The 23,994-nt window shown below is 72.3% G+C and carries 22 protein-coding genes and 1 pseudogene; 12 read left to right on the top strand and 11 right to left on the bottom strand.

Going from position 1 to position 23,994, the window contains the following annotated elements; all coding sequences use genetic code 11:
• A pseudogene (locus tag AB0946_RS40535) lies at positions 1 to 134 on the bottom strand (5,10-methylene tetrahydromethanopterin reductase); the annotation flags it as partial.
• Between the two features lie 260 nt (positions 135 to 394).
• Between AB0946_RS40535 and AB0946_RS40530 the strand changes: the two are divergent.
• The 3 genes from AB0946_RS40530 to AB0946_RS40520 are packed head-to-tail and all read left to right on the top strand — an operon-like array spanning position 395 to position 1,718.
• Positions 395 to 733 carry a YnfA family protein gene (locus tag AB0946_RS40530; RefSeq protein ID WP_366765748.1) on the top strand — a complete coding sequence of 113 codons (339 nt, stop codon included), beginning with the start codon at positions 395 to 397 and terminating at the stop codon, positions 731 to 733.
• Between the two features lie 50 nt (positions 734 to 783).
• A complete protein-coding gene (locus AB0946_RS40525; RefSeq protein WP_366765747.1) occupies positions 784 to 1,560 on the top strand; it encodes an SDR family NAD(P)-dependent oxidoreductase in 777 nt (258 codons plus the stop codon).
• Positions 1,557 to 1,718, top strand: a complete 162-nt coding sequence (locus AB0946_RS40520) for a hypothetical protein (RefSeq protein WP_366765746.1) — start codon at positions 1,557 to 1,559, stop codon at positions 1,716 to 1,718. Before AB0946_RS40525 ends, AB0946_RS40520 begins: the two co-directional genes overlap by 4 nt.
• Positions 1,719 to 1,747: 29 nt before the next feature.
• Here AB0946_RS40520 and AB0946_RS40515 read toward each other — a convergent pair whose 3' ends face one another.
• Positions 1,748 to 2,593, bottom strand: coding sequence for an NAD(P)H-binding protein (locus tag AB0946_RS40515; RefSeq protein ID WP_366765745.1), 846 nt, complete (start codon positions 2,591 to 2,593; stop codon positions 1,748 to 1,750).
• A 78-nt stretch (positions 2,594 to 2,671) separates the two neighbouring features.
• Between AB0946_RS40515 and AB0946_RS40510 the strand changes: the two genes are divergently transcribed.
• Complete coding sequence (locus tag AB0946_RS40510; protein WP_366765744.1) at positions 2,672 to 3,268, top strand: TetR/AcrR family transcriptional regulator; 597 nt, start codon at positions 2,672 to 2,674, stop codon at positions 3,266 to 3,268.
• Positions 3,269 to 3,484: 216 nt separating this feature from the next.
• On the opposite strand, the gene AB0946_RS40505 is transcribed toward AB0946_RS40510, so the two are convergent.
• Positions 3,485 to 4,678, bottom strand: a complete 1,194-nt coding sequence (locus AB0946_RS40505) for an RtcB family protein (RefSeq protein ID WP_366765743.1) — start codon at positions 4,676 to 4,678, stop codon at positions 3,485 to 3,487.
• A gap of 213 nt (positions 4,679 to 4,891) precedes the next feature.
• Here AB0946_RS40505 and AB0946_RS40500 point away from each other — a divergent pair, with 213 nt between their 5' ends.
• The 3 genes from AB0946_RS40500 (at position 4,892) to AB0946_RS40490 (ending at position 8,183) form a co-directional block, all read left to right on the top strand.
• The gene (locus tag AB0946_RS40500) at positions 4,892 to 5,773 is read left to right on the top strand and encodes a DUF3558 domain-containing protein (RefSeq protein WP_366765742.1); all 882 of its coding nucleotides are present in this window, start codon (positions 4,892 to 4,894) and stop codon (positions 5,771 to 5,773) included.
• A gap of 111 nt (positions 5,774 to 5,884) precedes the next feature.
• Complete coding sequence (locus tag AB0946_RS40495) at positions 5,885 to 6,799, top strand: DUF3558 family protein (RefSeq protein ID WP_366765741.1); 915 nt, start codon at positions 5,885 to 5,887, stop codon at positions 6,797 to 6,799.
• Positions 6,800 to 6,938: 139 nt separating this feature from the next.
• A complete protein-coding gene (locus AB0946_RS40490; protein WP_366765740.1) occupies positions 6,939 to 8,183 on the top strand; it encodes a DUF2637 domain-containing protein in 1,245 nt (414 codons plus the stop codon).
• A gap of 50 nt (positions 8,184 to 8,233) precedes the next feature.
• Here the strand turns inward: AB0946_RS40490 and lysS are convergent, their stop codons facing one another.
• The gene (gene lysS, locus AB0946_RS40485) at positions 8,234 to 9,976 is read right to left on the bottom strand and encodes a lysine--tRNA ligase (RefSeq protein WP_366765739.1); all 1,743 of its coding nucleotides are present in this window, start codon (positions 9,974 to 9,976) and stop codon (positions 8,234 to 8,236) included.
• Positions 9,977 to 10,104: 128 nt separating this feature from the next.
• Between lysS and argS the strand changes: the two genes are divergently transcribed.
• Positions 10,105 to 11,868: an arginine--tRNA ligase gene (gene argS / locus AB0946_RS40480; protein WP_366765738.1), complete on the top strand. Its 1,764-nt coding sequence runs from the start codon at positions 10,105 to 10,107 to the stop codon at positions 11,866 to 11,868.
• Between the two features lie 32 nt (positions 11,869 to 11,900).
• Here argS and AB0946_RS40475 read toward each other — a convergent pair whose 3' ends face one another.
• Complete coding sequence (locus AB0946_RS40475; RefSeq protein WP_366765737.1) at positions 11,901 to 12,869, bottom strand: YafY family protein; 969 nt, start codon at positions 12,867 to 12,869, stop codon at positions 11,901 to 11,903.
• 73 nt (positions 12,870 to 12,942) lie between these two features.
• Between AB0946_RS40475 and AB0946_RS40470 the strand changes: the two genes are divergently transcribed.
• Positions 12,943 to 13,332, top strand: a complete 390-nt coding sequence (locus tag AB0946_RS40470; RefSeq protein WP_366765736.1) for a VOC family protein — start codon at positions 12,943 to 12,945, stop codon at positions 13,330 to 13,332.
• 80 nt (positions 13,333 to 13,412) lie between these two features.
• Complete coding sequence (locus AB0946_RS40465) at positions 13,413 to 14,237, top strand: DUF4253 domain-containing protein (protein ID WP_366765735.1); 825 nt, start codon at positions 13,413 to 13,415, stop codon at positions 14,235 to 14,237.
• A gap of 10 nt (positions 14,238 to 14,247) precedes the next feature.
• Here AB0946_RS40465 and AB0946_RS40460 read toward each other — a convergent pair whose 3' ends face one another.
• Positions 14,248 to 15,639 carry a helix-turn-helix transcriptional regulator gene (locus AB0946_RS40460; RefSeq protein WP_366765734.1) on the bottom strand — a complete coding sequence of 464 codons (1,392 nt, stop codon included), beginning with the start codon at positions 15,637 to 15,639 and terminating at the stop codon, positions 14,248 to 14,250.
• Between the two features lie 189 nt (positions 15,640 to 15,828).
• Here AB0946_RS40460 and AB0946_RS40455 point away from each other — a divergent pair, with 189 nt between their 5' ends.
• Positions 15,829 to 16,548, top strand: coding sequence for a DUF4232 domain-containing protein (locus AB0946_RS40455; protein WP_366765750.1), 720 nt, complete (start codon positions 15,829 to 15,831; stop codon positions 16,546 to 16,548).
• Here the strand turns inward: AB0946_RS40455 and hemB are convergent.
• Positions 16,538 to 17,548: a porphobilinogen synthase gene (gene hemB / locus AB0946_RS40450; protein ID WP_366765733.1), complete on the bottom strand. Its 1,011-nt coding sequence runs from the start codon at positions 17,546 to 17,548 to the stop codon at positions 16,538 to 16,540. The two genes, AB0946_RS40455 and hemB, sit on opposite strands and share 11 nt — an antisense overlap.
• Positions 17,549 to 17,813: 265 nt before the next feature.
• Here hemB and AB0946_RS40445 point away from each other — a divergent pair, with 265 nt between their 5' ends.
• Positions 17,814 to 18,665 (top strand): hypothetical protein, encoded by an 852-nt coding sequence (locus AB0946_RS40445; RefSeq protein WP_366765732.1) that lies wholly within the window; start codon positions 17,814 to 17,816, stop codon positions 18,663 to 18,665.
• Positions 18,666 to 18,738: 73 nt separating this feature from the next.
• Here the strand turns inward: AB0946_RS40445 and AB0946_RS40440 are convergent, their stop codons facing one another.
• The 4 genes from AB0946_RS40440 to AB0946_RS40425 are packed head-to-tail and all read right to left on the bottom strand — an operon-like array spanning position 18,739 to position 23,874.
• Positions 18,739 to 20,448, bottom strand: coding sequence for a uroporphyrinogen-III synthase (locus AB0946_RS40440; protein WP_366765731.1), 1,710 nt, complete (start codon positions 20,446 to 20,448; stop codon positions 18,739 to 18,741).
• The gene (gene hemC / locus AB0946_RS40435) at positions 20,445 to 21,404 is read right to left on the bottom strand and encodes a hydroxymethylbilane synthase (protein WP_366765730.1); all 960 of its coding nucleotides are present in this window, start codon (positions 21,402 to 21,404) and stop codon (positions 20,445 to 20,447) included. Before hemC ends, AB0946_RS40440 begins: the two co-directional genes overlap by 4 nt.
• Positions 21,401 to 23,101, bottom strand: coding sequence for a glutamyl-tRNA reductase (locus tag AB0946_RS40430; RefSeq protein ID WP_366765729.1), 1,701 nt, complete (start codon positions 23,099 to 23,101; stop codon positions 21,401 to 21,403). Before AB0946_RS40430 ends, hemC begins: the two co-directional genes overlap by 4 nt.
• Positions 23,098 to 23,874, bottom strand: coding sequence for a redox-sensing transcriptional repressor Rex (locus tag AB0946_RS40425; RefSeq protein ID WP_366765728.1), 777 nt, complete (start codon positions 23,872 to 23,874; stop codon positions 23,098 to 23,100). The genes AB0946_RS40430 and AB0946_RS40425 overlap by 4 nt, the downstream gene beginning before the upstream one ends.
• Positions 23,875 to 23,994 lie beyond the last annotated feature (120 nt).

Below are 23,994 nucleotides of genomic sequence, written 5' to 3'. Positions count from 1 at the left end.
AAGACGTCCAGACCGACCTCCTCCGCCTTCAGCGCGATGGCGACCATGGCCTTGATCCGCTCGCGCTCCGTCGGCGTCCGCCCCGTGGTCGGGTCCGGCGTGACATCGCCGACCGAAAAGATCCCGAACTGCATGGTCGCTCACCCTCCATGTTGTTGAGCGTTCAACTATACCCCTCCAACGGTCACCCCGCCCCGGGTATTCCAGCCCCCTCCACCGCCCGCCCTCGCACCTCCCACACCGACGCGAGGTGGGCCCCGGCCGGCGAGACGGCAGCCGCGACCGCTCCCCCGCCGCGTCCATCGGCATGCCACGCGAGCCACCCGCCAGGCGCCCTCCAGCAGTGACGCGCCCTGTCCCGGATGGCGCGGAAGGGGCGTGCGAAGCTGCCCCCATGCCGATCCTCCGCTCCGCCGCCCTGTTCGTCGTCGCCGCGCTGTTCGAGATCGGCGGCGCCTGGCTGGTCTGGCAGGGCGTGCGGGAACACCGGGGCTGGCTGTGGATCACCGGAGGCGTCCTCGCCCTCGGCGCGTACGGCTTCGTCGCCACCTTCCAGCCGGACGCCCACTTCGGCCGCATCCTCGCCGCCTACGGCGGGATCTTCGTGGCCGGCTCGATCCTGTGGGGCGTCGTCGCGGACGGCTACCGCCCCGACCGCTGGGACGTCACCGGCGCGCTGATCTGCCTCGCCGGCATGGCCGTCATCATGTGGGCGCCGCGAAACGGCGGCTGATGCTCACTTACGCTGGACGGAACCGCCCAGCCGCAGCCCCAGGAGCAGCCATGGCCACCGCCGCACCGTCCGCCGCCTCCCGCATCGCCGTCGTCACCGGCGCGAGCAGCGGCATCGGCGCCGCCACGGCCCGGCAGCTCGCCGCGGCCGGCTACCGCGTCGTCCTCACCGCCCGCCGCAAGGACCGCATCGAGGCCCTGGCCGAGGAACTGACCGAGGCCGGCCACTCCGCCGTCGCGTACCAGCTGGACGTCACCGACCGCGCCGCCGTGGACGAGTTCGCCACCGCCTTCCAGACGATCGGCGTCCTCGTCAACAACGCCGGCGGCGCCCTCGGCGCGGACCCGGTGGCCACCGGCGACCCGGCGGACTGGCGCACGATGTACGAGACGAACGTCATCGGCACCCTGAACCTCACCCAGGCGCTGCTGCCGAAGCTCGTCGCCAGCGGCGACGGCGTCGTCGTGGTCGTCTCCTCCACCGCCGGCCACGGCACCTACGAGGGCGGCGCCGGCTACGTGGCCGCCAAGCACGGCGCCCACGTCCTCGCCGAGACCCTCCGCCTGGAGATCGTCGGCCAGCCGGTCCGGGTCGTCGAGATCGCCCCCGGCATGGTCAAGACCGACGAGTTCGCGCTGACCCGCTTCGGCGGCGACAAGGACAGGGCCGAGAAGGTGTACGAGGGCGTCGCCGAGCCCCTCACCGCGGACGACGTGGCCGAGACGATCGCCTGGGCGGTGACCCGCCCCAGCCACGTCAACGTCGACCTCCTGGTCCTGCGCCCGCGCGCCCAGGCGTCCAACACGAAGGTGCACCGGGAACAGTGACGGACGACAAGCCCCGCACGGAGGACACCTTCGAGAAGCGGCGCCTGGCCCAGGAGACGAAGAACGAACGCCAGGTCTGGTACTTCCTGGCCTACTTCCTCTTCGGCATCCACTTCATCGCGTTCATCATGATCTACGCCGTACGGCACGCCAAGTAGCCGTACGGCACGCCAAGTGACCAGCGGACCTAGGCGAACGCCGACCGGTTCCGTGCGACCCACGCGGCGAAGGGCGCGGCCGGGCGGCCCAGGACCGCCGCCACGTCCCCGCTCGCCCTGCGCTCGGCCGGCAGCGGTGCGCCGAGGACGTCCAGGGTGCCGGCGACGACCTGCTCCGGCATGAACCGCGCCATCCCGGCGTGCGCCGCCGCACGGGACAGCTCGACGAAGGCCACCTCCTCGCCGAGGGCCTCGGCGATCACCCCGGCCTGCTCGCGCGGACTGACGGGCGCGGGCCCGGTCAGCTCGTACACCCGGCCGGCGTGCCCGTCCTCGCGCAGCGCGGCGGCGGCCACGGCGGCGATGTCCGCCGGGTCGACCACGGGCAGCGCGACATCGCCGAAGGGGGCGTAGACGGTGCGCTCGGCGCGGACCGCATCGGCCCAGGCGAGGGCGTTGGAGGCGAATCCGCCGGGGCGCAGGATGGTGAACTCCCTCCCCGACGCGCGCACCGCGGCCTCGAACGCCCGCAGCCGGGCGTGCGAGGGCGCGTCGGGCCGGGTGGCGCTGACCTGCGAGGACACCAGCACGATCCGTCGGACTCCGGCGTCCGCCACGGCGCCGAGCAGGGCGGCGGGGCTCGCCCCCCGGAAGTTCAGCTCGCCTCCGAGGACGAGGAACAGGGCGCGGGCGCCGTCGAGGGCGGGCCGGATGCCCGCCGCGTCCCCGGCCCCGCCCCGGACCCACCGCACCCCGGCCCCGGACGGCGCGGCCTCCGGCCGCCGCGACACGGCCACGACCTCCTCACCGGCCCCCGCCAGCAGCTCCACCAGCACACGCCCGACGTTCCCGGTGGCACCGGTCACCACGATCATCACAACCCCCTAGTGAGTCAGTCAGCTAACTGACTCTGACCCTAGAACCCTCCACCCCCGCTGTCTATAGTCAGTCAGGTGACAAACTCAGTGGACCGGCGGGCACAGGCGTCACAGAAACGCCGACGACTCACGGCGGCCGCGGCCCGGGTCCTGCACGAGCAGGGCGTCGAGCGCACCACCCTCGCCGACATCGCCCGCGAGGCCGACGTCCCGGTCGGGAACGTCTACTACTACTTCAAGACCAAGGACGAACTGGTCCAGGCCGCGCTCGCGGAACACCGTGCCCACCTGGACGAACTCACCGCCGAACTGGACCGGTTGCCGACCCCGCGCGACCGCCTCAAGGCCCTGGTCGAGGCCTGGACCGCCCAGCGGGAGACCGCCGCCCGCCACGGCTGCCCCACGGGCACACTCGCCGTCGAACTGGACAAACGCGCGGACGGCACGCTGGACGCGGAGGCCGGCGCGGTGATCCGCCGCCTCCTGGACTGGACCGCCGCCCAGTTCCGCACCTGGGGCGTCGCCGACCCCGACGACCACGCCCTCACCCTGATCGCGGCCTACCAGGGCATGTCCCTGCTGACCAATGCCCTGCGCGACCCCGACATCATGACCAGGGAGGGAACCCGCCTGCTGCGCTGGCTGGACGCACTGGAACCGGGGGCCGGGTAACCCACACGGGCGAACCTCATCGATCACCCGGCCAGCGCACGAACATCCGCCCTAGGCTCGCGCCACACGATCAACTCGACGGTCCCCGGCGGGGACGGCCATCCCAGCCGCCGGGGAAGTGACGGGAGCCGAGCGCAACGCCAAGCGCAACGCCCGCGGAGGACCAGCCGGAGTTGCGGTCTCCGCCCCGGCGCCTTCGCACCGGGGCCCCTTCCGTCACCCCTTCACGCAGATGAACTGCTTCAGCTTCGCCACGACCTCGACGAGGTCGCGCTGCTGCTCCATCACCTGGTCGATGTTCTTGTAAGCACCCGGAATCTCGTCCAGCACCCCCGAGTCCTTGCGGCACTCCACGCCCCGGGTCTGGTCCTCCAGATCCTTCGTCGTGAAGCGGCGCTTGGCCGCGTTGCGGCTCATACGCCGACCGGCCCCGTGCGACGCCGAGTTGAAGGCCTTCTCGTTCCCGAGTCCCTTCACGATGTACGAGCTGGTACCCATCGAGCCGGGAATGATCCCGAACTCACCGGAGCCGGCGCGGATCGCTCCCTTACGGGTCACGAGCAGGTCCATGCCGTCGTACCGCTCCTCCGCCACGTAGTTGTGGTGGCAGGAGATCTCCGGCTCGAAGGTCGGCTTGGCCTTCTTGAACTCCTTGCGGATCACGTCCTTGAGGAGTGCCATCATGAGCATGCGGTTGTACTTGGCGTACTCCTGCGCCCAGAACAGGTCATGGCGGTAGTCGGCCATCTGCGGGGTGTCCGACACGAAGACGGCGAGGTCGCGGTCGACCAGGTCCTGGTTGTGCGGAAGCCTCTGGGCCACGCCGATGTGGTGCTCGGCGAGTTCCTTGCCGATGTTGCGCGACCCGGAGTGCAGCGTGAGCCAGACCGAATCTGACTGATCCAGACAAACTTCGAGGTAATGGTTCCCGGATCCGAGCGTTCCCATCTGCTTTTCTGCTCGGCCGTGACGGAATTTGACCGCTTCCGCCACCCCGTCGAACCGTCCCCAGAAGTCGTCCCACCCGGCGGTGGCCACCCCGTGGAACCGCCCGGGATCCACGGGACTGTCGTGCATCCCCCGCCCCACCGGAATCACCTGCTCGATCCGCGAGCGCAGTCGCGACAGGTCGCCGGGGAGGTCGTTCGCCGTCAGGGACGTCTTGACCGCCGACATCCCGCAGCCGATGTCCACCCCGACCGCCGCCGGGCACACCGCGCCCCGCATCGCGATGACCGAGCCGACCGTCGCGCCCTTGCCGTAGTGCACGTCCGGCATGACGGCCAGGCCCTTGATCCACGGCAGGGTGGCCACGTTCTGGAGCTGGCGCAGGGCCACGTCCTCGACGGTCGCCGGGTCCGTCCACATCCGGATCGGGACCTTGGCGCCCGGCATCTCCACGTACGACATGTGTTCCTCATTCCCCCGGAAGTGATAACAAAAGACTCAAAGCGGCAAAACGCAAAAGCGGCGCCAAGGTCGGTGAAAAGGGACAAGGGACCGGCGTCCACGGCAGTGCGTGCGATACACATTGTCTCCAGGGGGCGCCCCGCTGCGGCAAGCGAATAACCAGCGGGGACACTGGAGCACCAGCGATCGCACACCGTCGAGAGGAGCCCGACCGTGCAGCGGAAGGCGTACGTAACCGGCACCGCCGCCCTCCTCGCGGCGCTGCTGGCCGGCTGCACGAGCGGCTCCGGGGACAAGGACCCGGCGGACAACGCCAACCCGGGCGACGCCGGCTCGGCCGCGGCCGCCGCCCAGCCCGGCAGGTACCGCACGCTGCCCGAGCCCTGCGGCGCGATCGGCCACGATACCCTGGACGCGCTGCTGCCCGGCATCCAGCAGATCACCGACCCGGCGCAGCGGGACAAGGCCTACCAGGGCGAGGCCGCGCTCACCTATGACACCGATCGCAAGGTGGGCTGCCGCTGGAAGGTCGAGTCGGCCGACGCCACCGACCGTCTGTCCGTCGACTTCGAGCGCGTGGTGTCGTACGACAACACGGTCAGCGACGACGACCAGGCGCGGAAGCTGTTCCTGGACAAGGAGACGGCCGCCGACCTCCCGGCGCCGGCGGTTTCCTCGGCGCCGCCCGCCTCGCCCCCGACGCCCACCGCGTCCTCGTCCTCGTCCTCGTCGGGGAAGGGTTCCGCGGGCGGCGCGGCCTCGCCGGGCGCGACGCGGCCTTCTTCCGCCAACTCCCCTGCTTCCTCGGGGTCGTCGGAGTCTTCCGACGCGTCCTCCGGTGCCACGCCGGCCGATCTCCAGCCGCGTGCGCTGACCGACCTCGGTGACGAGGGGTATCTGGACGACCGGCTCAGCACGTCCGGTTCGACGGCCGAACAGCGGACGGTGACTGTGGTGTTCCGCACGTCCAACGTCATCGTCACCATCCAGTACGAGGAGCAGCCGATGGCCATGGGTGCGGTCCCGGACAGCAAGGAAATGCAGGACAGGGCCCGTAATCTGGCCTCTCGGCTGGATGACGCGCTGGGGGGCTGACGGCCTTGCCGGTCCTGCCGGCCCGCGTCCGCGAAGGGTGCGAAGGGAAACCGCACAGGTCCTTCACCGCGTACCGTGGCCCCGCAGGAACCCGCACGAACACCGAGCGTCATGAGTGAAGGAACCATGCAGCGAGCAGCCCAGCGAGACGACCGTGCCCAGCGACACCAGCGAGCCAAGCGCCTCCGCCGCGTTCTTGTCTGCGCGGCAGCCGTTCCCGCGGTTCTGATCACCGCGGGGTGCTCCTCGGATTCCGGTGACGCCAAGGCCGGGTCCGGTGGGGAGAGCAGCCCGTCGGCGAGCGCCGGCAGTGCGCAGCCCTCGGCGAGCGCGTCGCCGACCGTGCGGGCGGCGGCGTACGGGAGGCTTCCCGACGCGTGCGCGGTGCTGTCGCGCAAGACGCTGACCGATCTGGTCCCGAAGAGCGGGAAGTCCGGCAAGAAGGGCAGCTCGGACGAGCCGTCGTCGCGTGCCTCGTGCTCGTGGAACAGCCTGGACAACAACGGCGTCAAGGGCTCCCAGTTCCGCTGGCTGAACGTGTCGCTGCTCCGCTTCGACTCGGACGTCACGCGGGGCGCAGGTGACGACCAGGCGCACACGTACTACGCGCGGCAGGTGAAGGACGCGCAGGCGGTGGACGGCGCGAAGGGCACCAAGGCGATACCGCTGTCCGGGACGGGCGCGGAGGCGACGGCGGTGCGGTACGACCTGAAGAAGAAGGAAGGTCTCTTCAGGCAGCAGACGGTCGTCGCCCGGGTGGAGAACGTCGTCGTGACGGTCGACTACAACGGTGCCGGTCTCGCGGGTGAGAAGACGCCGGACGCCGATGATCTGACGAAGGCCGCGGAGAAGGCGCTGAAGGAGGTCGTGGCGTCGGTGTCGTCGGCCAACGGCGCGGGTGGCGCGGCGAGTTCGCCGGCGTCCCCGTCGAAGTCGGCGTCGCCTTCGGGGGCTCCTTCGAAGTCCCCCTCCAAGCCGGCCTCCTCGAGCGCGTCTCCGTCGAAGTCGGCCGCGAAGGACAGCTGACCGGGGGTCGTGACGGCCGGCGGAGGGCCGTTGCGGCTGACCGGCACCACGTTCGCCGTACACGTGTGCCACTCTGTTGCGCGCAAGAACACGCAAGGGGAGGGGAGTGCGAGTGGCCGCGCCACTGAAGCTGACTCGGATGCACCGCGTGCTCATCGGCGTGGTCGTGACCGGCGCGCTGATCATCGCCGGCATCGGCTTCGCCGGTTCGTACGCGGCCGTCCGTGAGCTGGCCATCAAGAAGGGCTTCGGGAACTTCTCGTATGTGTTCCCGGTGGGCATCGACGCGGGCATCTGTGTCCTGCTGGCCCTGGACCTGCTGCTGACCTGGATCCGCATCCCCTTCCCGCTGCTGCGCCAGACGGCGTGGCTGCTGACGGCGGCGACGATCGCGTTCAACGGCGCCGCCGCCTGGCCGGACCCGCTGGGTGTCGGGATGCACGCGGTGATCCCGGTGCTGTTCGTCGTGGCGGTCGAGGCGGCCCGGCACGCGATCGGCCGGATCGCCGACATCACGGCCGACAAGCACATGGAGGGGGTCCGCCTCACCCGCTGGCTGTTGTCCCCGGTGCCGACGTTCCTGCTGTGGCGGCGGATGAAGCTGTGGGAGCTGCGCTCCTACGACCAGGTCATCAAGCTGGAGCAGGAACGTCTCGTGTACCAGGCCCGGCTGCGGTCCCGCTTCGGCCGTGCCTGGCGCCGCAAGGCCCCGGTGGAGTCCCTGATGCCGCTGCGGCTGGCGCGGTACGGCGTTCCGCTGGCGGAGACGGCTCCCGCGGGTCTGGCGGCGGCGGGCATCGAACCGGTCCTGTTGCCTCCGGCGCCGCAGCCGGAGTTGGAGGCGTCGGCACGCGGCGTGGTCGCGAGTGGTCGTCCCGCGGGGGCGGCGGCTGTGCCGCGGCAGGTCGGGCCCGCGAGCGAGCCGCGGCCGCAGCAGGAGCCGCCGGCGGACGAGCAGAGCCCCTGGTTCCAGACGCCCCGGGAGGTCGAGTACCACGGCGGTTACGACCCCACGTACGACCCGATGCTCCAGGAGCCCCAGTACGCCCCGGAGGAGCAGTACGAGGACTGGTACGAGGACCAGCCGCCGGAGCAGTTCCAGCAGCCGTCCCCGGAGGAGACCGGCAGCTTCCCGATTCCGGTGGGTCCGAACCGGACCCGTGAGCTGGGCGAGGGGGGCACCGCGCAGCCGGACCCGACGGAGGAGGACTACTACCAGGTCTTCCGCAAGTCGATCGACGGCAGTCTGCCCACTCCGCACCAGTTCGCCGAGGCGGTGGAGGCGACGTTCCGCATCACGCTGCCCGCGCGGGAGGCCGACCGTATGGTCAACCGGTTCACCAACCGCTTCAACGCGGAGCTGGAGGAGGACCACATCGCCTGACGGCACGCAGAAGGGGCCCTCCGCGGCGGAGGGCCCCTTCTGCGTGTCGCTTACTCGCCGAGCAGGTGCCGCACCCGGTCCTGGCCCACGGCCAGCAGCAGGGTGGGCAGCCGGGGCCCGGTGTCGCGGCCGACGAGCAGGTGGTACAGGAGGGCGAAGAACGTCCGCTGTGCGGTCTTGATCTCGGCGGGCAGTTCCTTGGGCGTGGCGTCGGCGGGGAACCCGGCCTGCACCTTGGGCACGCCGTACACGAGGTGGGTCAGCCCGTCGAGCGACCAGTGGTCGGCGAGTCCGTCGAGCAGGAGGCGTACGGACTGCTGGGAGGGTTCGTCGAGGGACTTCAGCAGTTCGGCGTCGGGCTCGTCGCGGACGATGGTCCGCTGGTCGGCGGGGACGTGGGTGTTGATCCAGGCCTCGGCCCTGTCGTACCGGGGGCGTGCCTCGTCGAGGCTGGCCAGCGGCTGCTCCGGGTCGAGTTCGGAGAGGATGCGCAGGGCCTGGTCCTCGTGTCCGGCGGTGATGTCGGCGACGGACGCGAGCGTGCGGTAGGGCAGCGGTCGCGGTGTCTTCGGCAGTTCACCGGCGGCGGTGCCGACGGCGCGGGTGTACGCGGCGACGTCGCCGGGCAGGGCGGAGCCTTCGGTGACCTTGGCGGCGAGCTTGTCCCACTCGTCGTAGAGCCGCTGGATCTCCTGGTCGAAGGCGATCTTGAAGGACTGGTTGGGGCGGCGGCGGGCGTACAGCCAGCGCAGCAGCTGCGGCTCCATGATCTTCAGCGCGTCGGCCGGGGTCGGGACCCCGCCCCGCGAGGAGGACATCTTCGCCATGCCGGAGATGCCGACGAAGGCGTACATGGGGCCGATGGGCTGCTTGCCGCCGAAGATGCCGACGATCTGGCCGCCGACCTGGAAGCTGGAGCCCGGCGAGGAGTGGTCGACGCCGCTGGGCTCGAAGACGACGCCCTCGTAGGCCCAGCGCATCGGCCAGTCGACCTTCCAGACCAGCTTGCCGCGGTTGAACTCGCTGAGCCGGACGGTCTCGGTGAAGCCGCAGGCGGTGCAGGTGTACGACAGCTCGGTGGTGTCGTCGTCGTAGGAGGTGACCGTGGTCAGGTCCTTGCCGCAGTCGCCGCAGTACGGCTTGTACGGGAAGTACCCGGCGGAGCCGGAGCTGCCGTCGTCCTCGGACGCGGCGCCGGAGCCCTCCTCGGCCTCCAGCTCGGCCTCGTCCACGGGCTTCTGCTGCTGCTTCTTCGGGGTCTTCTTCGTGCGGTACTGGTCGAGGATCGCGTCGATGTCGGCGCGGTGCCGCATGGCGTGCAGGATCTGCTCGCGGTAGGCGCCGGAGGTGTACTGCTCGGTCTGGCTGATGCCGTCGAACTCGACGCCGAGCTGGGCGAGCGACTCGATCATCGCGGCCTTGAAGTGCTCGGCCCAGTTCGGGTGCGGCGAGCCCGCGGGCGCCGGGACCGAGGTCAGCGGCTTGCCGATGTGCTCGGCCCAGGCCTCCTCGTCGACCCCGTCGATGCCCTTGGGCACCTTGCGGTAGCGGTCGTAGTCGTCCCAGGAGATCAGGTGCCGGACCCGGTGGCCGCGGCGGCGGATCTCGTCGGCGACGAGGTGCGGGGTCATGACCTCGCGGAGGTTGCCGAGGTGGATCGGACCGGAGGGGGAGAGTCCGGACGCGACGACGACCGGTTTGCCCGGGGCCCGGCGCTCCGACTCCTCGATGACCTCATCCGCGAAACGGGAGACCCAGTCGGTGGTCTCGGTGCTCTGAGCCACGATCGGCACGTCCTTCTTTCTGAACGGGGTGACACCCCATTCTCACAGACCGGATCGCGCCCGGGAAAACGGCTTTACCCCCCGTGGGATACTGGCTGGGTCTATCCATCCCCACGAGGAGAACGGCACCCACTCCTATGGCCTCGGTCACGTCCCTCAGCGACAACGTCCAGCAGCACCTCGCGTCCGCCCTCTCGGCCACCCTGCCGGAGGCCGCTGGTGCGGACCCGCTGCTGCGACGAAGCGACCGGGCCGACTTCCAGGCCAACGGCATCCTGGCCCTGGCCAAGAAGGCGAAGGCGAACCCCCGGGAGCTGGCGACCCAGGTCGTCTCCCGGGTGGTGACCGGTGACGTGATCCAGGACGTCGAGGTCTCCGGGCCCGGCTTCCTCAACCTCACGATCGCGGACAAGGCGATCACCGCGAACCTGGCCGCCCGGTACGCGGACGAGACGGGCCGCCTCGGCGTGCCGCTCGCGGACCAGCCCGGCACCACGGTGATCGACTACGCACAGCCGAACGTGGCGAAGGAGATGCACGTCGGTCACCTGCGCAGTGCGGTGATCGGCGACTCGGTGGTGCGGCTGCTGGAGTTCACCGGCGAAAACGTGGTCCGCCGGCACCACATCGGCGACTGGGGCACCCAGTTCGGCATGCTCATCCAGTACCTGGACGAGCACCCGCACGAGCTGGACCACAAGGACGCCCGGGTGACGGGTGAGGAGGCGATGTCGAACCTCGACCGCCTCTACAAGGCCGCGCGCAAGAAGTTCGACTCCGACGAGGAGTTCAAGACGCGGGCCCGGCGCCGGGTGGTCGACCTCCAGGCCGGGGACGAGCACACGCTCGCCATGTGGCAGAAGTTCGTGGACGAGTCGAAGATCTACTTCTTCTCCGTCTTCGAGAAGCTGGACATGGAGATCCGGGACGCGGACATCGTCGGCGAGTCCGGGTACAACGACATGCTGGCCGAGACCTGCCGGCTGCTGGAGGAGTCGGGTGTCGCGGTCCGCTCCGAGGGCGCGCTGTGCGTGTTCTTCGACGACATCAAGGGCCCGGACGGCAACCCGGTCCCGCTGATCGTGCAGAAGTCGGACGGCGGCTACGGCTACGCGGCCACCGACCTCTCCGCGATCCGCGACCGCGTCTTCAACCTCAAGGCGAACACCCTGCTGTACGTGGTGGACGCCCGGCAGGCCCTGCACTTCCGGATGGTCTTCGAGACCGCCCGCCGGGCCGGCTGGCTGAACGACGACGTGGCGGCGGTGCAGCTGGCCTTCGGCACGGTCCTCGGCAAGGACGGCAAGCCGTTCAAGACCCGTGAGGGCGAGACGGTCCGCCTGGTCGACCTGCTGGACGAGGCGATCGACCGCGCCTCGGCCGTGGTCCGGGAGAAGGCGCAGGACCTGTCCGAGGAGGAGATCGCCGAGCGGGGCGCCCAGGTGGGCGTCGGCGCGGTGAAGTACGCGGACCTGTCGACGTCGGCGAACCGGGACTACAAGTTCGACCTGGACCAGATGGTCTCGCTGAACGGCGACACGTCCGTCTACCTCCAGTACGCGTACGCCCGTATCCAGTCGATCCTGCGCAAGGCCGGCGAGGTCTCCCCGGCGGCCCACCCGGAGCTGGCCCTGCACGAGGCGGAGCGCGCGCTGGGCCTGCACCTGGACTCCTTCGCGGAGACGGTCCGGGAGGCGGCCGCGGAGTACGCCCCGCACAAGCTGGCGGCGTACCTGTACCAGGTGGCGTCGCTGTACACGTCGTTCTACGACAAGTGCCCGGTGCTGCGCGCGGAGACCCCGGCGCAGGTGGAGAACCGCCTCTTCCTGTGCGACGTCACGGCCCGCACCCTGCACCGGGGGATGGCCCTGCTGGGCATCCGCACGCCCGAGAAGCTCTGACCCGGCGCGGTACGACGGCCGGCGGCCCGCCCTCACTCCGGGGGCGGGCCGTCGGCCGTCTGCGCGTCCAGCAGCTCCCGGGCACGGCGTACGAAGGCCTCCCGTACGGCGTCCGGGGCGAGGACGCGCAGGGGGGTGGCGAGGCCCAGCAGGTAGCGGGCGAGGCCGTCCGGGTCCGGGCCGCCTATGTCGACGAAGGTGGCGTCCGGGCCGTCGGCGCGGTGGGTGCCGACGGTGGGGGGTACGACCCGCAGGGCGTCCGCCAGGGGCAGCGGCAGCCGGATGGTGGCCGACAGCGGGTAGGGGCCGTTGGCGGTGTTGCGGGAGACGAGCTGGGCAGCGTCCGGCGGGTCGGTGATCTCCACGGGCCGGCCGGTGGGCCGGAGCCGTTCGACCCGGTCGGCCCGGAAGGTCCGCCAGCCCCGGGTGACGTCCCGGGCGACGAAGTACCAGCGCCGGCCGGTGTGCACGAGCCGGTAGGGGTCGACGTCCCGGACCGTGTGCCGGTCCTGCCCGTCGCGGTACGACAGCCGGGCCCGCTCACCGCGCCGGCAGGCGGCGGCCAGCTCCAGCAGCATGCCGGGCCGGATACGGGGCTCCTCGGGCCAGGGGAGCCGTACGAGGGCGTCGTCCCACTCGGCCAGCCGCTCGGCGATCCGGGGCGGCAGCACCTGGCGCAGCTTCAGCAGTGCGGACAGGGCCGCCTGGTCGCCGCCCAGCGCGCCGCCGAGCGCCGCCTCCCGCAGCCCCACCGCCACGGCCAGCGCCTCCTCGTCGTCCAGGATCAGCGGCGGCACGCGCGAGCCCGCCCGGAGCCGGTAACCGCCCCAGGGGCCGGCGTCGGAGTCGACGGTGTACCCGAGTTCGCGGAGCCTGGCGATGTCGCGCCGGACGGTGCGGTCGGTGACGGCCATGCGCCCGGCCAGCTCGGCGCAGGTCCAGGAGGGCCGGGCGGCGAGCAGCGCGAGCAGGCGGAGCAGACGGGCGGAGGCGCTGAGCACGGGCGGAAGTTTTCCACACGGGCCCGCACGACCAGGACCGTAGGTGTCCGGGTCGTGTCCTACGGTCGTCCCCATGAGCACAGACACCGCTTCCACACCCGTCTTCCGCTACGCCGCCGTCACCTTCGACTGCGCCGACCCGGCCGAACTGTCCCGGTTCTACGGCGAGATGTTCGGCCTCCCCGTCGCCTACACCTCCGACGACTTCGTCTTCCTGGGCGGCAAGGACGGCGCGCCGGGCCTGGGCTTCAACCGCCTGGCCGACTACCGCCGCCCCACCTGGCCGGACCCGGCCCAGGAGAAGCAGGCCCACATCGAGGTGGGCGTGGACGACCTGGACACGGCCGAGGAGCGGCTGCTGGAACTGGGCGCGACCAAGCCGCAGGCCCAGCCGCAGCCGGACCGCTGGCGGGTCCTGCTGGACCCCGCGGGGCACCCGTTCTGCATCACGACGCTGGTCTGACACCGGGCCGGACGACGGGCCCGCGAGGGTGGCCGTGCTGCTCAACGGCGTTGTCAGTGGCGGGCTTTACAGTCACCGGCATGGCGACTCTTCCCAACCCGCTGCCCAAGCTGGCCACCGACCCCAGTGGGCGTTCCCTCGGCCTGCGGCTGCCGCCCGGCAGACTGGTGGACGAGACGGACGACGGCCCCTGGCACGAGCCCCTGCTGTGGCATGCGGAGAAACCCTCCTCGCCCGGCACCTGGAAGGCGCTGGGCGCGCCGGCGTCCCGTGCCGGGCTGCTGCCGGTGCTGGTGGACATGGCCGGTTGCCGGACCGGGCTGGAGGACTGGGTGCTGTTGCCGGGCGAGGCGTCGTACCCGGGGGACCACGAGGCCGCGGAGGTGCTGTCGGAGTACTGGGCGGAGGGGACCGGCGGGCAGGCCGGCGAGGAGACCGAGCCGTTCGGCGTCCCGTGGCCGGGGCTCGCCTCCGCCGGGCTCCTGGCCGCCGATCCGGGCAGCCGGGCCGCGCAGGTCGCCGACGCGCTGCACCAGGACCCGGACACGTGGACCGAGTGGCTGGAGGAGCCTCACCTGGCCCTCGTGCCGGCCCGCCGGTCCGCCGACATACCGGCGGCGATCGGCTGGACCGGTGCCCTGGACCACGACGGCGACGTGGCCCGGATCTGCGCGGTGCTGCGGTCGTGGGAGGACCGGTTCGGGGCCCGGGTGGTGGCGCTCGGACCGGACGTGCTGGTGGTGTCCGTCGCGGCGCCGCCCACCGGCCTGGACGACGCCGAGCTGCTGGCCGCCGAGCACTACGCGCTGTGCCCGAACGCCGTGGTGCAGAGCGGCCCGGGAAACGTGGGGGCGTACGCGAAGGAGCTGGTCGGCGCCACGAACTGGGCCTTCTGGTGGGAGTGAGCCGCCGGCGTCAGTCCGCCTCCGACGCCGGTCGCCACTTCTCGCCGCCGAGGGGGAAGGCGTAGGCGGGCCGGCCGTTCTCGCCGCTGGTGCGGAACGGCCGGCCGGCGTCGTCGACCACCAGCGTGCCGTGCCGGTCCCCGCTGGACCAGGACAGCTCCAGGTACCAGCTGACGTCGTAGGCGGACGCGTCCGCGGTGACGTGGAAGACCTCGGGGTCCGTCCGGCTCACCTTGAACGGGAAGTTCCGGCTCCCGGCCTCCGGTACGGGCGCGGGACGCATCGCGTCGAGGGCGACGGTGAAGGAGCGGGTCGGCACGCCGCCGCCGCAGCCGACGCCGGGATAGCCCATGGCGTAGTCGTTCCAGGCGAGCGGGGAGCGCTTGCCCGCCATGCGCACGGACAGCTTCTCCAGGACGACGGTGTCGTCGCCGGTGCCCTGCACGGTGAAGGTGACGAACTGCTCCCCCGCCGAGACCGCCTGGTGCACGTCCACCCAGGCGGGCGCGTCCTGTTCCAGCGGCGGCGGTGCGACGGCGGTGGGCGGCCGGTCGATCAGGTAGTGCTGGGAGCAGGGGCTCTGCCAGCTGTAGGGGTGGGTGGTGACCGTGAGGGGCGGGGCGGCCGTCGTCCGGCCGGTCGTGGCGGCGGCCGGTCCGCCCGTCGGGGTGCCGCCGCGGGTGGCGGGGGCCTTGGGCGAGGGGGAGGACGATCGGGTGGCGGACCGGTGCGGCTCGGGGCTCGCGGCCGTCGGCGCCGGCGGTGCGCTGTCCCGGGCGGCGGCCTCCCAGGTGGCCCTGGTGCCCGTGCCCTGCCGGCCGTCCCGGCCGTCCCGCGCTCCGTCACCGGAGTGCCCGGAGGGCAGGTTCAGTACGACCGCCACGGTGCCGAGCAGCGCGGTGACGGTCAGGGCGGCGAGAAGGGCGACGGGGCGGCGGCTCCGGCGCCGGGGGGCGGCGGGCTCGGGGTCCGACGGCGGCTGGGGCGCGGCTCCGGCCGGCGGGGCCGGCGCGGGGTCGGGCGCGGCTCCGGCCGGCGGGGCCGGCGCGGGGTCGGGCGCGGCTCCGGCCGCCGTCGCCGGGTCGGGTCCGGCCACCGGCTCCGACACCTCCACCGGCTCCGTCACCGCCGCCGGCGACGGCTCCTTCCGCCCCCGCAACGCGTCCGCCAGCACCCACCGCCGGTGCAGCTCCACGAGTTCCCCGGGCGTGGCCCTGCACAGCCGGGCGAGCCGCTCGACGGGCGCGTAGTCCGCCGGTACGGCGTCCCCGTTGCAGTACCGGTGGAGCGTCGACGTACTCATGTGCAGCCGTTTGGCGAGCGTGCCGTAGCTGTGCCCGGAGCGGTTCTTCAACTCCCGCAGCAGCTCGGCGAATCCGCTCTCCGATGTGCCTTCCGACACCGTTTCTCCGTCCCCCTCGTCCCACCCGGGCGTTCCAGGGAGGGACTGTTCCCGCAGGTCAAGGCCGGTGTGGGCGTTCCAGCGTCCCGGATGTCCGGCCGTTGCTGGCCGCCGGGACGGGCCCGCCCACAGGCTGTGGTCATCCAAGCACGTCAACCGGCCCAGCCCGAAAGAGGACTTGCCATGCGAATGCGCCATATCCGTCTGCTCGCCGCCACCGGCACCGCCGTCGCCGCCCTCGCGCTCACGGCGTGCGGCAACGGCACGGGCACCGAGGACGAGGGCGCCGCCGGGCCGACGACCCAGGGGGCGTCGGCGGGGAAGACCGCGTCGGGAGAAGCCGCGGCGCAGACGCCCCGGGCCGCCGCCGGCGGCCGTACGGCGAACGGCACGCCCGTGACCCGTACCCACGCACCCGACGCGCGGCCGAGCGCCTCACCGGCCGCGCGCGGCACCCAGGGCGGCACCCGCACCGGCACCTCCGTGGTGCTGTGCAACGGCGCGAACACGACCGTCACCGCGCAGCCGGTCGCCCGGCCCCTCAACCACATGCTGATCACCGTGAAGAACACCGGCGGCAGGACCTGCGAGCTGCCGTACTACCCGGTCCTCCGCTTCGACCAGATGCAGTGGGTGCCGCAGGCGGACCGGGACACCCAGCCGCAGGCCGTGGTGTCCCTGGCGCCCGGCGAGTCGGGGTACGCGGGTGTGCTGCTGTCGGCCGCCGACGGCAGCGGCACGGGCGGGACGACGGCCCGCAGGCTGACGGTGGGCTTCCAGGGCCTCACCCCGAACAGCAGCGGCGGCCCGTCCGCGACGCCGTCCCTGCCGGCCGGGGGCGTCTACTACGACAGCTCGCTGAAGGTGACGTACTGGCAGCAGGAGAGGGACGACGCCCTCAGCTGGTGAACGGGGACCGGCGCAGCTTCTGGGCCACCTCGGTGGCCCAGTAGGTGAGGATGGTGCGCGCCCCGGCCCGCCTGATGCCGGTCAGGGTCTCGAAGATCGCCCGGTCGCGGTCGATCCAGCCCTTCTCGGCGGCGGCCTCGATCATCGAGTACTCGCCGGAGATCTGGTAGGCGGCGACGGGCACGTCCACGGCGTCCGCGACCCGGGCGAGGACGTCGAGGTAGGGCCCGGCCGGCTTGACCATCACCATGTCGGCGCCCTCGGCGAGGTCCAGCTCCAGTTCCCGCAGGGACTCGCGCCAGTTGGCCGGGTCCTGCTGGTAGGTCTTGCGGTCGCCCTGGAGGGAGGAGGCGACGGCCTCGCGGAAGGGGCCGTAGAAGGCCGAGGAGTACTTGGCGGTGTAGGCGAGGATCGCGACGTCCTCGCGGCCGATCTGGTCCAGCGCGTCCCGGATGACGCCGATCTGACCGTCCATCATCCCGCTGGGTCCGACGACGTGGGCACCGGCGTCGGCCTGCACCTGGGCCATCTCGGCGTACCGCTCCAGGGTGGCGTCGTTGTCGACACGGCCCTCCGCGTCCAGCACCCCGCAGTGGCCGTGGTCGGTGAACTCGTCCAGACACAGGTCGGACATGACGAGCAGGTCGTCGCCGACCTCGGCCCGGACGTCGCGGAGGGCGACCTGGAGGATTCCGTCCGGGTCGGTGCCGGCGGTGCCCTGGGCGTCCTTCTTGGCCTCCTCCGGCACGCCGAACAGCATGATCCCGGAGATCCCGGCCTCCACGGCCTCCAGCGCGGCCTTCTTCAGACTGTCCCGGGTGTGCTGCACGACACCGGGCATCGCCGCGACCGGCACCGGCTCGCCGGCGCCCTCCCGGATGAACGCGGGGAGGATGAGGTCGGCGGGGTGCAGCCGGGTCTCGGCGACCATGCGGCGCATGACGGGGGTGGTGCGCAACCGTCGGGGACGCGTACCGGGGAAGGATCCGTACTTCGTCATGCCCTCTACGCTACGCCCGCCGGGCCTGCGCCTTTGCCGACGCGGTGTCGGGCCGGGAGGGGTGGTCCGGGCGCCTCCCGCGCAGCCTCCGCTCGCCTGGCCGACGCCTCGCGCACACCGGAACCGCAGCGGGCAGCGGCCACGGATGACACACGGTCACACCGCTGTGACACGGACCCGACGGTTCCGGAACGCGTGATCTCTAGGGTTGTTCCCGCTGGTCAGAGCAGCCAGCCGTCAGAAGCCGAATCCGCCAGGAGCAGCCATGCGTACCGCACTCCGTACCGCCCTCGCCGCCGTCGCCCTCGTCGGTGCCACCACTGCTTCCATGGTTCCGGCCACTGCCGCCACGCCGCCCGCTCCGGCCGGCAGCAGCGCCTGCGTCGCCGCCGCGACCATCCCCTCCGTCTACGGCGGCGGCATGAAGGTCCGGCTGGTCGGCAGCGCCGACAGCGGCGCGTCCGCCACGCTGCTGGACGCCAAGGGCCACGCCGTCGCGACGGTGGACCAGAGCCGGCCCACCGACCTGGCCGACGGACTGAAGATCACCGGAGTGCTCTCCGCCAAGCCCGTCTTCGGCCAGCGCAGCCAGGGCGGCCCCACCCCCTGGCAGTCCACGCCCATCCCGGCCCTGTCCGCCGACTGCACCCTGCGCGGCACGCTCTCCCGCACCCTGCGCCTCGACGCACGGACGACCGTCCAGATCTTCAAGGTCTCCGCCGACCACCGCCAGGCCCGCGTCTTCCGGAACGGCAGGCTGGTGCGCTTCCTCGACGCGCACTCCCGCGCCGGCGCCGCTCTGTTCGGCAACCGCACGCTGGTGCTCGACCCGCTCGGCGCGACCGTCACCTGGACCGGTGCAGAGACCGCCGTCAGCCCCCGGCTGGGCCGCTACAAGCTGGCCAACGGCGCGATCGTCAAGCTCGTCAAGCGCAACGGTGTCTACGGCGCGCAGCTGACCACCAGCCACGGCACGTTCTCCACCGAGTACGCCAAGGGCCGCCCGGTCGTCCTCCAGGACAACGTCACCCTCGTCGTCCTGGGCGCCGACGGCACCCTCAGCAACCACATCTACGGCAGGTCCGCCCAGAAGGCACCGGTCTACCTGGGCGCCTGAGCCCTGACCGAAGACGCCCGTAGGGGTGCTCCGAGAACCGGAACACCCCTACGGGCGGTGTCTGACCCGCCGATCAGGTCGTAGACCTCCGCCTGCGCGCCCCCGGCCGCCGCTCGCTCGGCCGGGTCACCGGGTCGCCCGCCTCCAGCGCGGCGGCGCGTCGCTTCATGCCGAAGTCCGCCAGCGCCTCCGCCAGCTTGTGGACGGACGGCTCCGGGGCCATCACGTCGACCCGCAGCCCGTGTTCCTCGGCGGTCTTGGCCGTCGCCGGGCCGATGCACGCGATCACCGTGACGTTGTGCGGCTTGCCCGCGATGCCGACCAGGTTGCGGACCGTGGAGGAGGACGTGAAGAGGACCGCGTCGAAGCCGCCGCCCTTGATCGCCTCCCGGGTCTCCGCCGGCGGCGGCGACGCGCGCACGGTCCGGTAGGCCGTGACGTCGTCCACCTCCCAGCCCAGCTCGATCAGACCGGCGACCAGGGTCTCGGTCGCGATGTCGGCCCGGGGCAGGAAGACACGGTCGATCGGGTCGAAGACCGGGTCGTAGGGGGGCCAGTCCTCCAGGAGGCCGGCCGCCGACTGCTCGCCGCTCGGCACCAGGTCCGGCTTCACGCCGAAGGCGATCAGCGCCTTGGCGGTCTGCTCGCCCACCGCGGCCACCTTGATGCCCGCGAAGGCACGCGCGTCGAGGCCGTACTCCTCGAACTTCTCCCGGACCGCCTTCACCGCGTTGACGGAGGTGAACGCGATCCACTCGTAGCGCCCCGTCACCAGGCCCTTGACGGCCCGCTCCATCTGCTGCGGGGTGCGCGGGGGCTCCACCGCGATCGTCGGGACCTCGTGCGGCACCGCGCCGTAGGACCGCAGTTGGTCGGAGAGCGACGCCGCCTGCTCCTTCGTGCGCGGCACGAGCACCTTCCAGCCGAACAGCGGCTTGGACTCGAACCACGACAGCTGGTCGCGCCGGGCGGCGGCGGAACGCTCGCCGACCACGGCTATCACCGGCCGGCCGCCGTCCGGGGACGGCAGCACCTTGGCCTGCTTCAGCGTCTGCGCGATCGTCCCGAGCGTCGCCGTCCAGGTCCGCTGCCGGGTCGTCGTGCCGGCGACCGTCACCGTCAGCGGGGTGTCCGGCTTGCGGCCCGCCGAGACGAGCTCGCCCGCCGCGGCGGCGACCGAGTCCAGGGTCGTCGAGACGACCACCGTGCCGTCCGACGCGCCCACCTCCGTCCAGCACCGTTCGGAGGCGGTCCGGGCGTCCACGAAGCGGACGTCCGCGCCCTGCGCGTCCCGCAGCGGCACACCGGCGTACGCGGGCACGCCGACCACCGCCGCGACACCGGGGACGACCTCGAAGGGCACCCCGGCGGCCGCGCAGGCGAGCATCTCCTCCGCCGCGTACGTGTCGAGTCCGGGGTCCCCGGACACCGCACGCACGACCCGCCTGCCGCCCCGCGCGGCCTCCATGACAAGATGAGCGGCATCCCGGGCGGGGGCCGGGACGGCGACGGGTGCTGACGTGCCGTCAACGACCGTCAGCTGGGGCGTGCCCGTGCCCGGTGGGGACATCGCGGCGGAGTCCGCGTCCGTCTGCACCACGGAGACGCCCTGCCGCGCGTGCGTCCGGATGACGTCGAGCACCTCGTGCTCGGCGACCAGGACGTCCGCGTTCGACAGCGCCTCCACGGCGCGCAGAGTAAGCAGTCCCGGATCCCCGGGTCCGGCACCGAGGAAGGTGACGTGCCCGTGCTCCGGACCGGCGGGAAGGGTGGTGGGGCTCAATGTGCTCGCTCCCCCATCAGACCGGCCGCGCCCTGGGCGAGCATCTCGGTGGCGAGTTCGCGACCGAGTGCCGTCGCCCGGTCGTGCGTCTGGGGCACGGGACCGGTGGTGGACAGCTGCACCATGCGGGTGCCGTCGGTCGTGCCGACGACGCCGCGCAGGCGCATTTCCTTGACAGTCTGCCCGTCGGCCAGAAGGTCGGCCAGCGCGCCCACAGGTGCGCTGCAACCGGCCTCCAGGGCGGCGAGCAGTGACCGCTCGGCGGTGACGGCGACCCGTGTGAACGGGTCGTCGAGCTCACCGAGCGCGGCGACGAGGTCCGCGTTGCCCGCGGCACACTCGATCGCCAGTGCCCCCTGGCCGGGGGCGGGCAAAACCGTGTCGACCGACAGGAAGTCGGTCACGTCGTCGATCCGGCCTATCCGGTTCAGTCCGGCGGCGGCCAGGACGACCGCGTCCAGTTCGCCGTCGCGGACGTATCCGATCCGCGTGTCGACGTTGCCGCGGATCGGGACCGTCTCGATGTCCAGGCCGTGGGTACGGGCGTACGCGTTCAGCTGCGCCATGCGGCGCGGCGAACCGGTGCCGACGCGCGCGCCCCGCGGCAGGTCCGTGAACTTCAGCGCGTCGCGGGCGACGATCACGTCCCGCGGGTCCTCGCGCACCGGTACGGCGGCCAGGACGAGCTCCTCGGGCTGCGTGGTCGGCAGGTCCTTGAGCGAATGAACCGCGAAGTCGACCTCCCCCCGCAGCAGCGCGTCGCGCAGCGCCGTGACGAACACGCCGGTGCCGCCTATCTGCGCGAGCGCCTCGCGGGAGACATCGCCGTAGGTGGTGATCTCGACCAGCTCGACGGGCCGCCCGGTCACCTGGCGGACGGCCTGCGCCACCTGCCCGGACTGGGCCATGGCGAGCTTGCTCCGCCTGGTCCCCAGCCGCAACGCCTTCTCAGTCATGCCGGTCGGTCCTTCGTGTCTGTGCTGTCCCCGGCCCGGGAGACGGCGGCCACCGTCTCGGGGTCGAGGTCGAACAGGGTGCGCAGCGCGTCGGCGTACCCGGCGCCGCCGGGCTCGGCCGCGAGCTGCTTGACCCGTACCGTCGGCGCGTGCAGCAGCTTGTCGACGACGCGGTGCACCGCCTGGCGGATCTCGCCGCGCTGGCGTTCGTCCAGGCCGGGCAGACGGCCGTCGAGGCGGGCGATCTCACTGGCGACGACGTCGGCGGCCATGGTGCGCAGTGCGACGACGGTGGGCGTGATGCGCTCCGCCCGCTGTGCCGCGCCGAAGGCCGCGACCTCGTCGGAGACGATACGCCTGACCTGGTCCACGTCGGCCGCCATCGGCGCGTCGGCGGACGCTTCCGCCAGCGACTCGATGTCGACCAGGCGGACCCCGGCCAGCCGGTGCACGGCCGCGTCGATGTCACGGGGCATGGCCAGGTCGAGCAGGAAGAAGAAGGGCGCGGGCCGCTCGGCGACCGGCTCGGGCCTGCGCCGCTCGGGGATCCGGCCCACGGTGGCGGCGGTCGCGGCGAGCGCGGTGATCAGTTCGGCGTCCGCTTCCGGGGTCCGGCGGTCCCGGCGGTCGACGGTGCCTCCCGCGACCCAGGCCGCGTGCTGCTCCAGGGTGGCCGCGTCCATGCCGGCCACGGCGGCCTCGCCCATGACGGAGAAGCCGGGCTGTACGGCGGCCAGGTCCAGCGGGCAGTTCTCGTCGGCGCCCGTGCCGGTGGACCGTGCGGGGACCTCGGACGGTACGGCCTGCGGCCGCGCCGCCGCGGCACCGGCGTCGGCGACGGCGACGGGGGCGCCGGTACGGTCCTCGACCGCGTGCGCGACCGCCTCCGCCGTGAGCACCAGGCCCGTCGCCCCGGTACAGGAGACGACGACGTCGGCACGTGTCAGCTCGTCGGCGACCGCGTCCATGCGCACGGCGCGGGCGGTCACCTCGTTCTCGTCGGACTCGGTGAGGATGCCGGCGAGCCGCTCGGCGCGCTCGAAGGTGCGGTTGGCGACGACGACCTCGGCGACCCCGGCGCGCGCGAGCGTCGCGGCGGCCAGGGACGACATCGACCCGGCGCCGATGACCAGCGCCTTCTTGCCCGCGGCCCACGCGGGGACGGGCGTGCCGACGGCGAGCTGTTCCAGACCGAAGGTGACCAGGGACTGGCCGGCGCGGTCGATGCCGGTCTCGGAGTGGGCGCGCTTGCCGACCCGCAGGGCCTGCTGGAACAGGTCGTTCAGCAGCTTGCCGGCGGTGTGCAGCTCCTGGGCGCGGGCCAGGGAGTCCTTGATCTGGCCGAGGATCTGCCCCTCGCCGACGACCATCGAGTCGAGCCCGCAGGCCACCGAGAACAGGTGGTGGACGGCCCGGTCCTCGTAGTGCACGTAGAGGTACGGGGTGAGTTCCTCCAGGCCGACCCCGCTGTGCTGGGCGAGCAGCGTGGACAGCTCGGCGACACCGGCGTGGAACTTGTCCACGTCGGCGTACAGCTCGATGCGGTTGCAGGTCGCGAGCACCGCGGCCTCACCGGCGGGCTCGGCGGCGACGGTGTCCTGGACCAGCTTGGCCTGGGCGTCCGTGCTCAGCGCGGCCCGTTCCAGCACGCTGACCGGGGCACTGCGGTGGCTCAGTCCGACGACGAGGAGGCTCATGCCGGCATCACGGCGGGGACGTCCCCGTCGGGCCCCTGGTCGGCGGAGTCGTCGGCGGCCACGTTGCGGGAGGCGGCGGCGGGCAGCGCGCCGTCGCCCGCGGCGGTCTCCTCGCCGGCCTTGCGCTGCTCGTGGAAGGCGAGGATCTGGAGTTCGATCGAGAGGTCGACCTTGCGCACGTCGACGCCGTCCGGGACGGACAGCACGGTCGGCGCGAAGTTCAGGATGGAGGTGACGCCGGCGGCCACGAGGCGGTCGCAGACCTGCTGGGCGGCGCCGGCCGGGGTGGCGATCACGCCGATGGACACGCCGTTGTCCTCGATGATCTTCTCGAGGTCGTCGGTGTGCTGCACGGGGATGCCCGCGACCGGCTTGCCGGCCATCGCCGGGTCCGCGTCGATCAGGGCGGCGACCCGGAAGCCACGCGAGGCGAAACCGCCGTAGTTGGCCAGGGCGGCGCCGAGGTTGCCGATACCGACGATCACGACCGGCCAGTCCTGGGTCAGGCCGAGTTCGCGGGAGATCTGGTAGACGAGATACTCCACGTCGTAGCCGACACCGCGCGTTCCGTAGGAGCCCAGGTACGAGAAGTCCTTGCGCAGCTTGGCGGAGTTGACCCCCGCCGCCGCGGCCAGCTCCTCGGAGGAGACCGTGGGGACCGAGCGCTCCGACAGTGCGGTCAGGGCTCGGAGGTACAGCGGAAGCCGGGCGACGGTGGCCTCGGGAATCCCTCGGCTACGGGTCGCCGGTCGGTGTGTTCGGCCAGTTGCCACGGTGCTCCTGCGGGTAGAGCGGGGCTGTAGGCGGTCATACGTCCCCAGACCGCCCCGTCGACAGCAGGCTATGTCTTTGTGAACGCGTGCACAAAGATGGTGTCCGTTTTGCCCGGCAGA

Source organism: Streptomyces sp. NPDC046870, from assembly GCF_040704595.1.
Taxonomy (GTDB): Bacteria; Actinomycetota; Actinomycetes; order Streptomycetales; family Streptomycetaceae; genus Streptomyces; species Streptomyces argyrophylli.
Note: the sequence above shows the minus strand (reverse complement) of the source record. Positions and strands in the feature narration are given on the sequence as shown.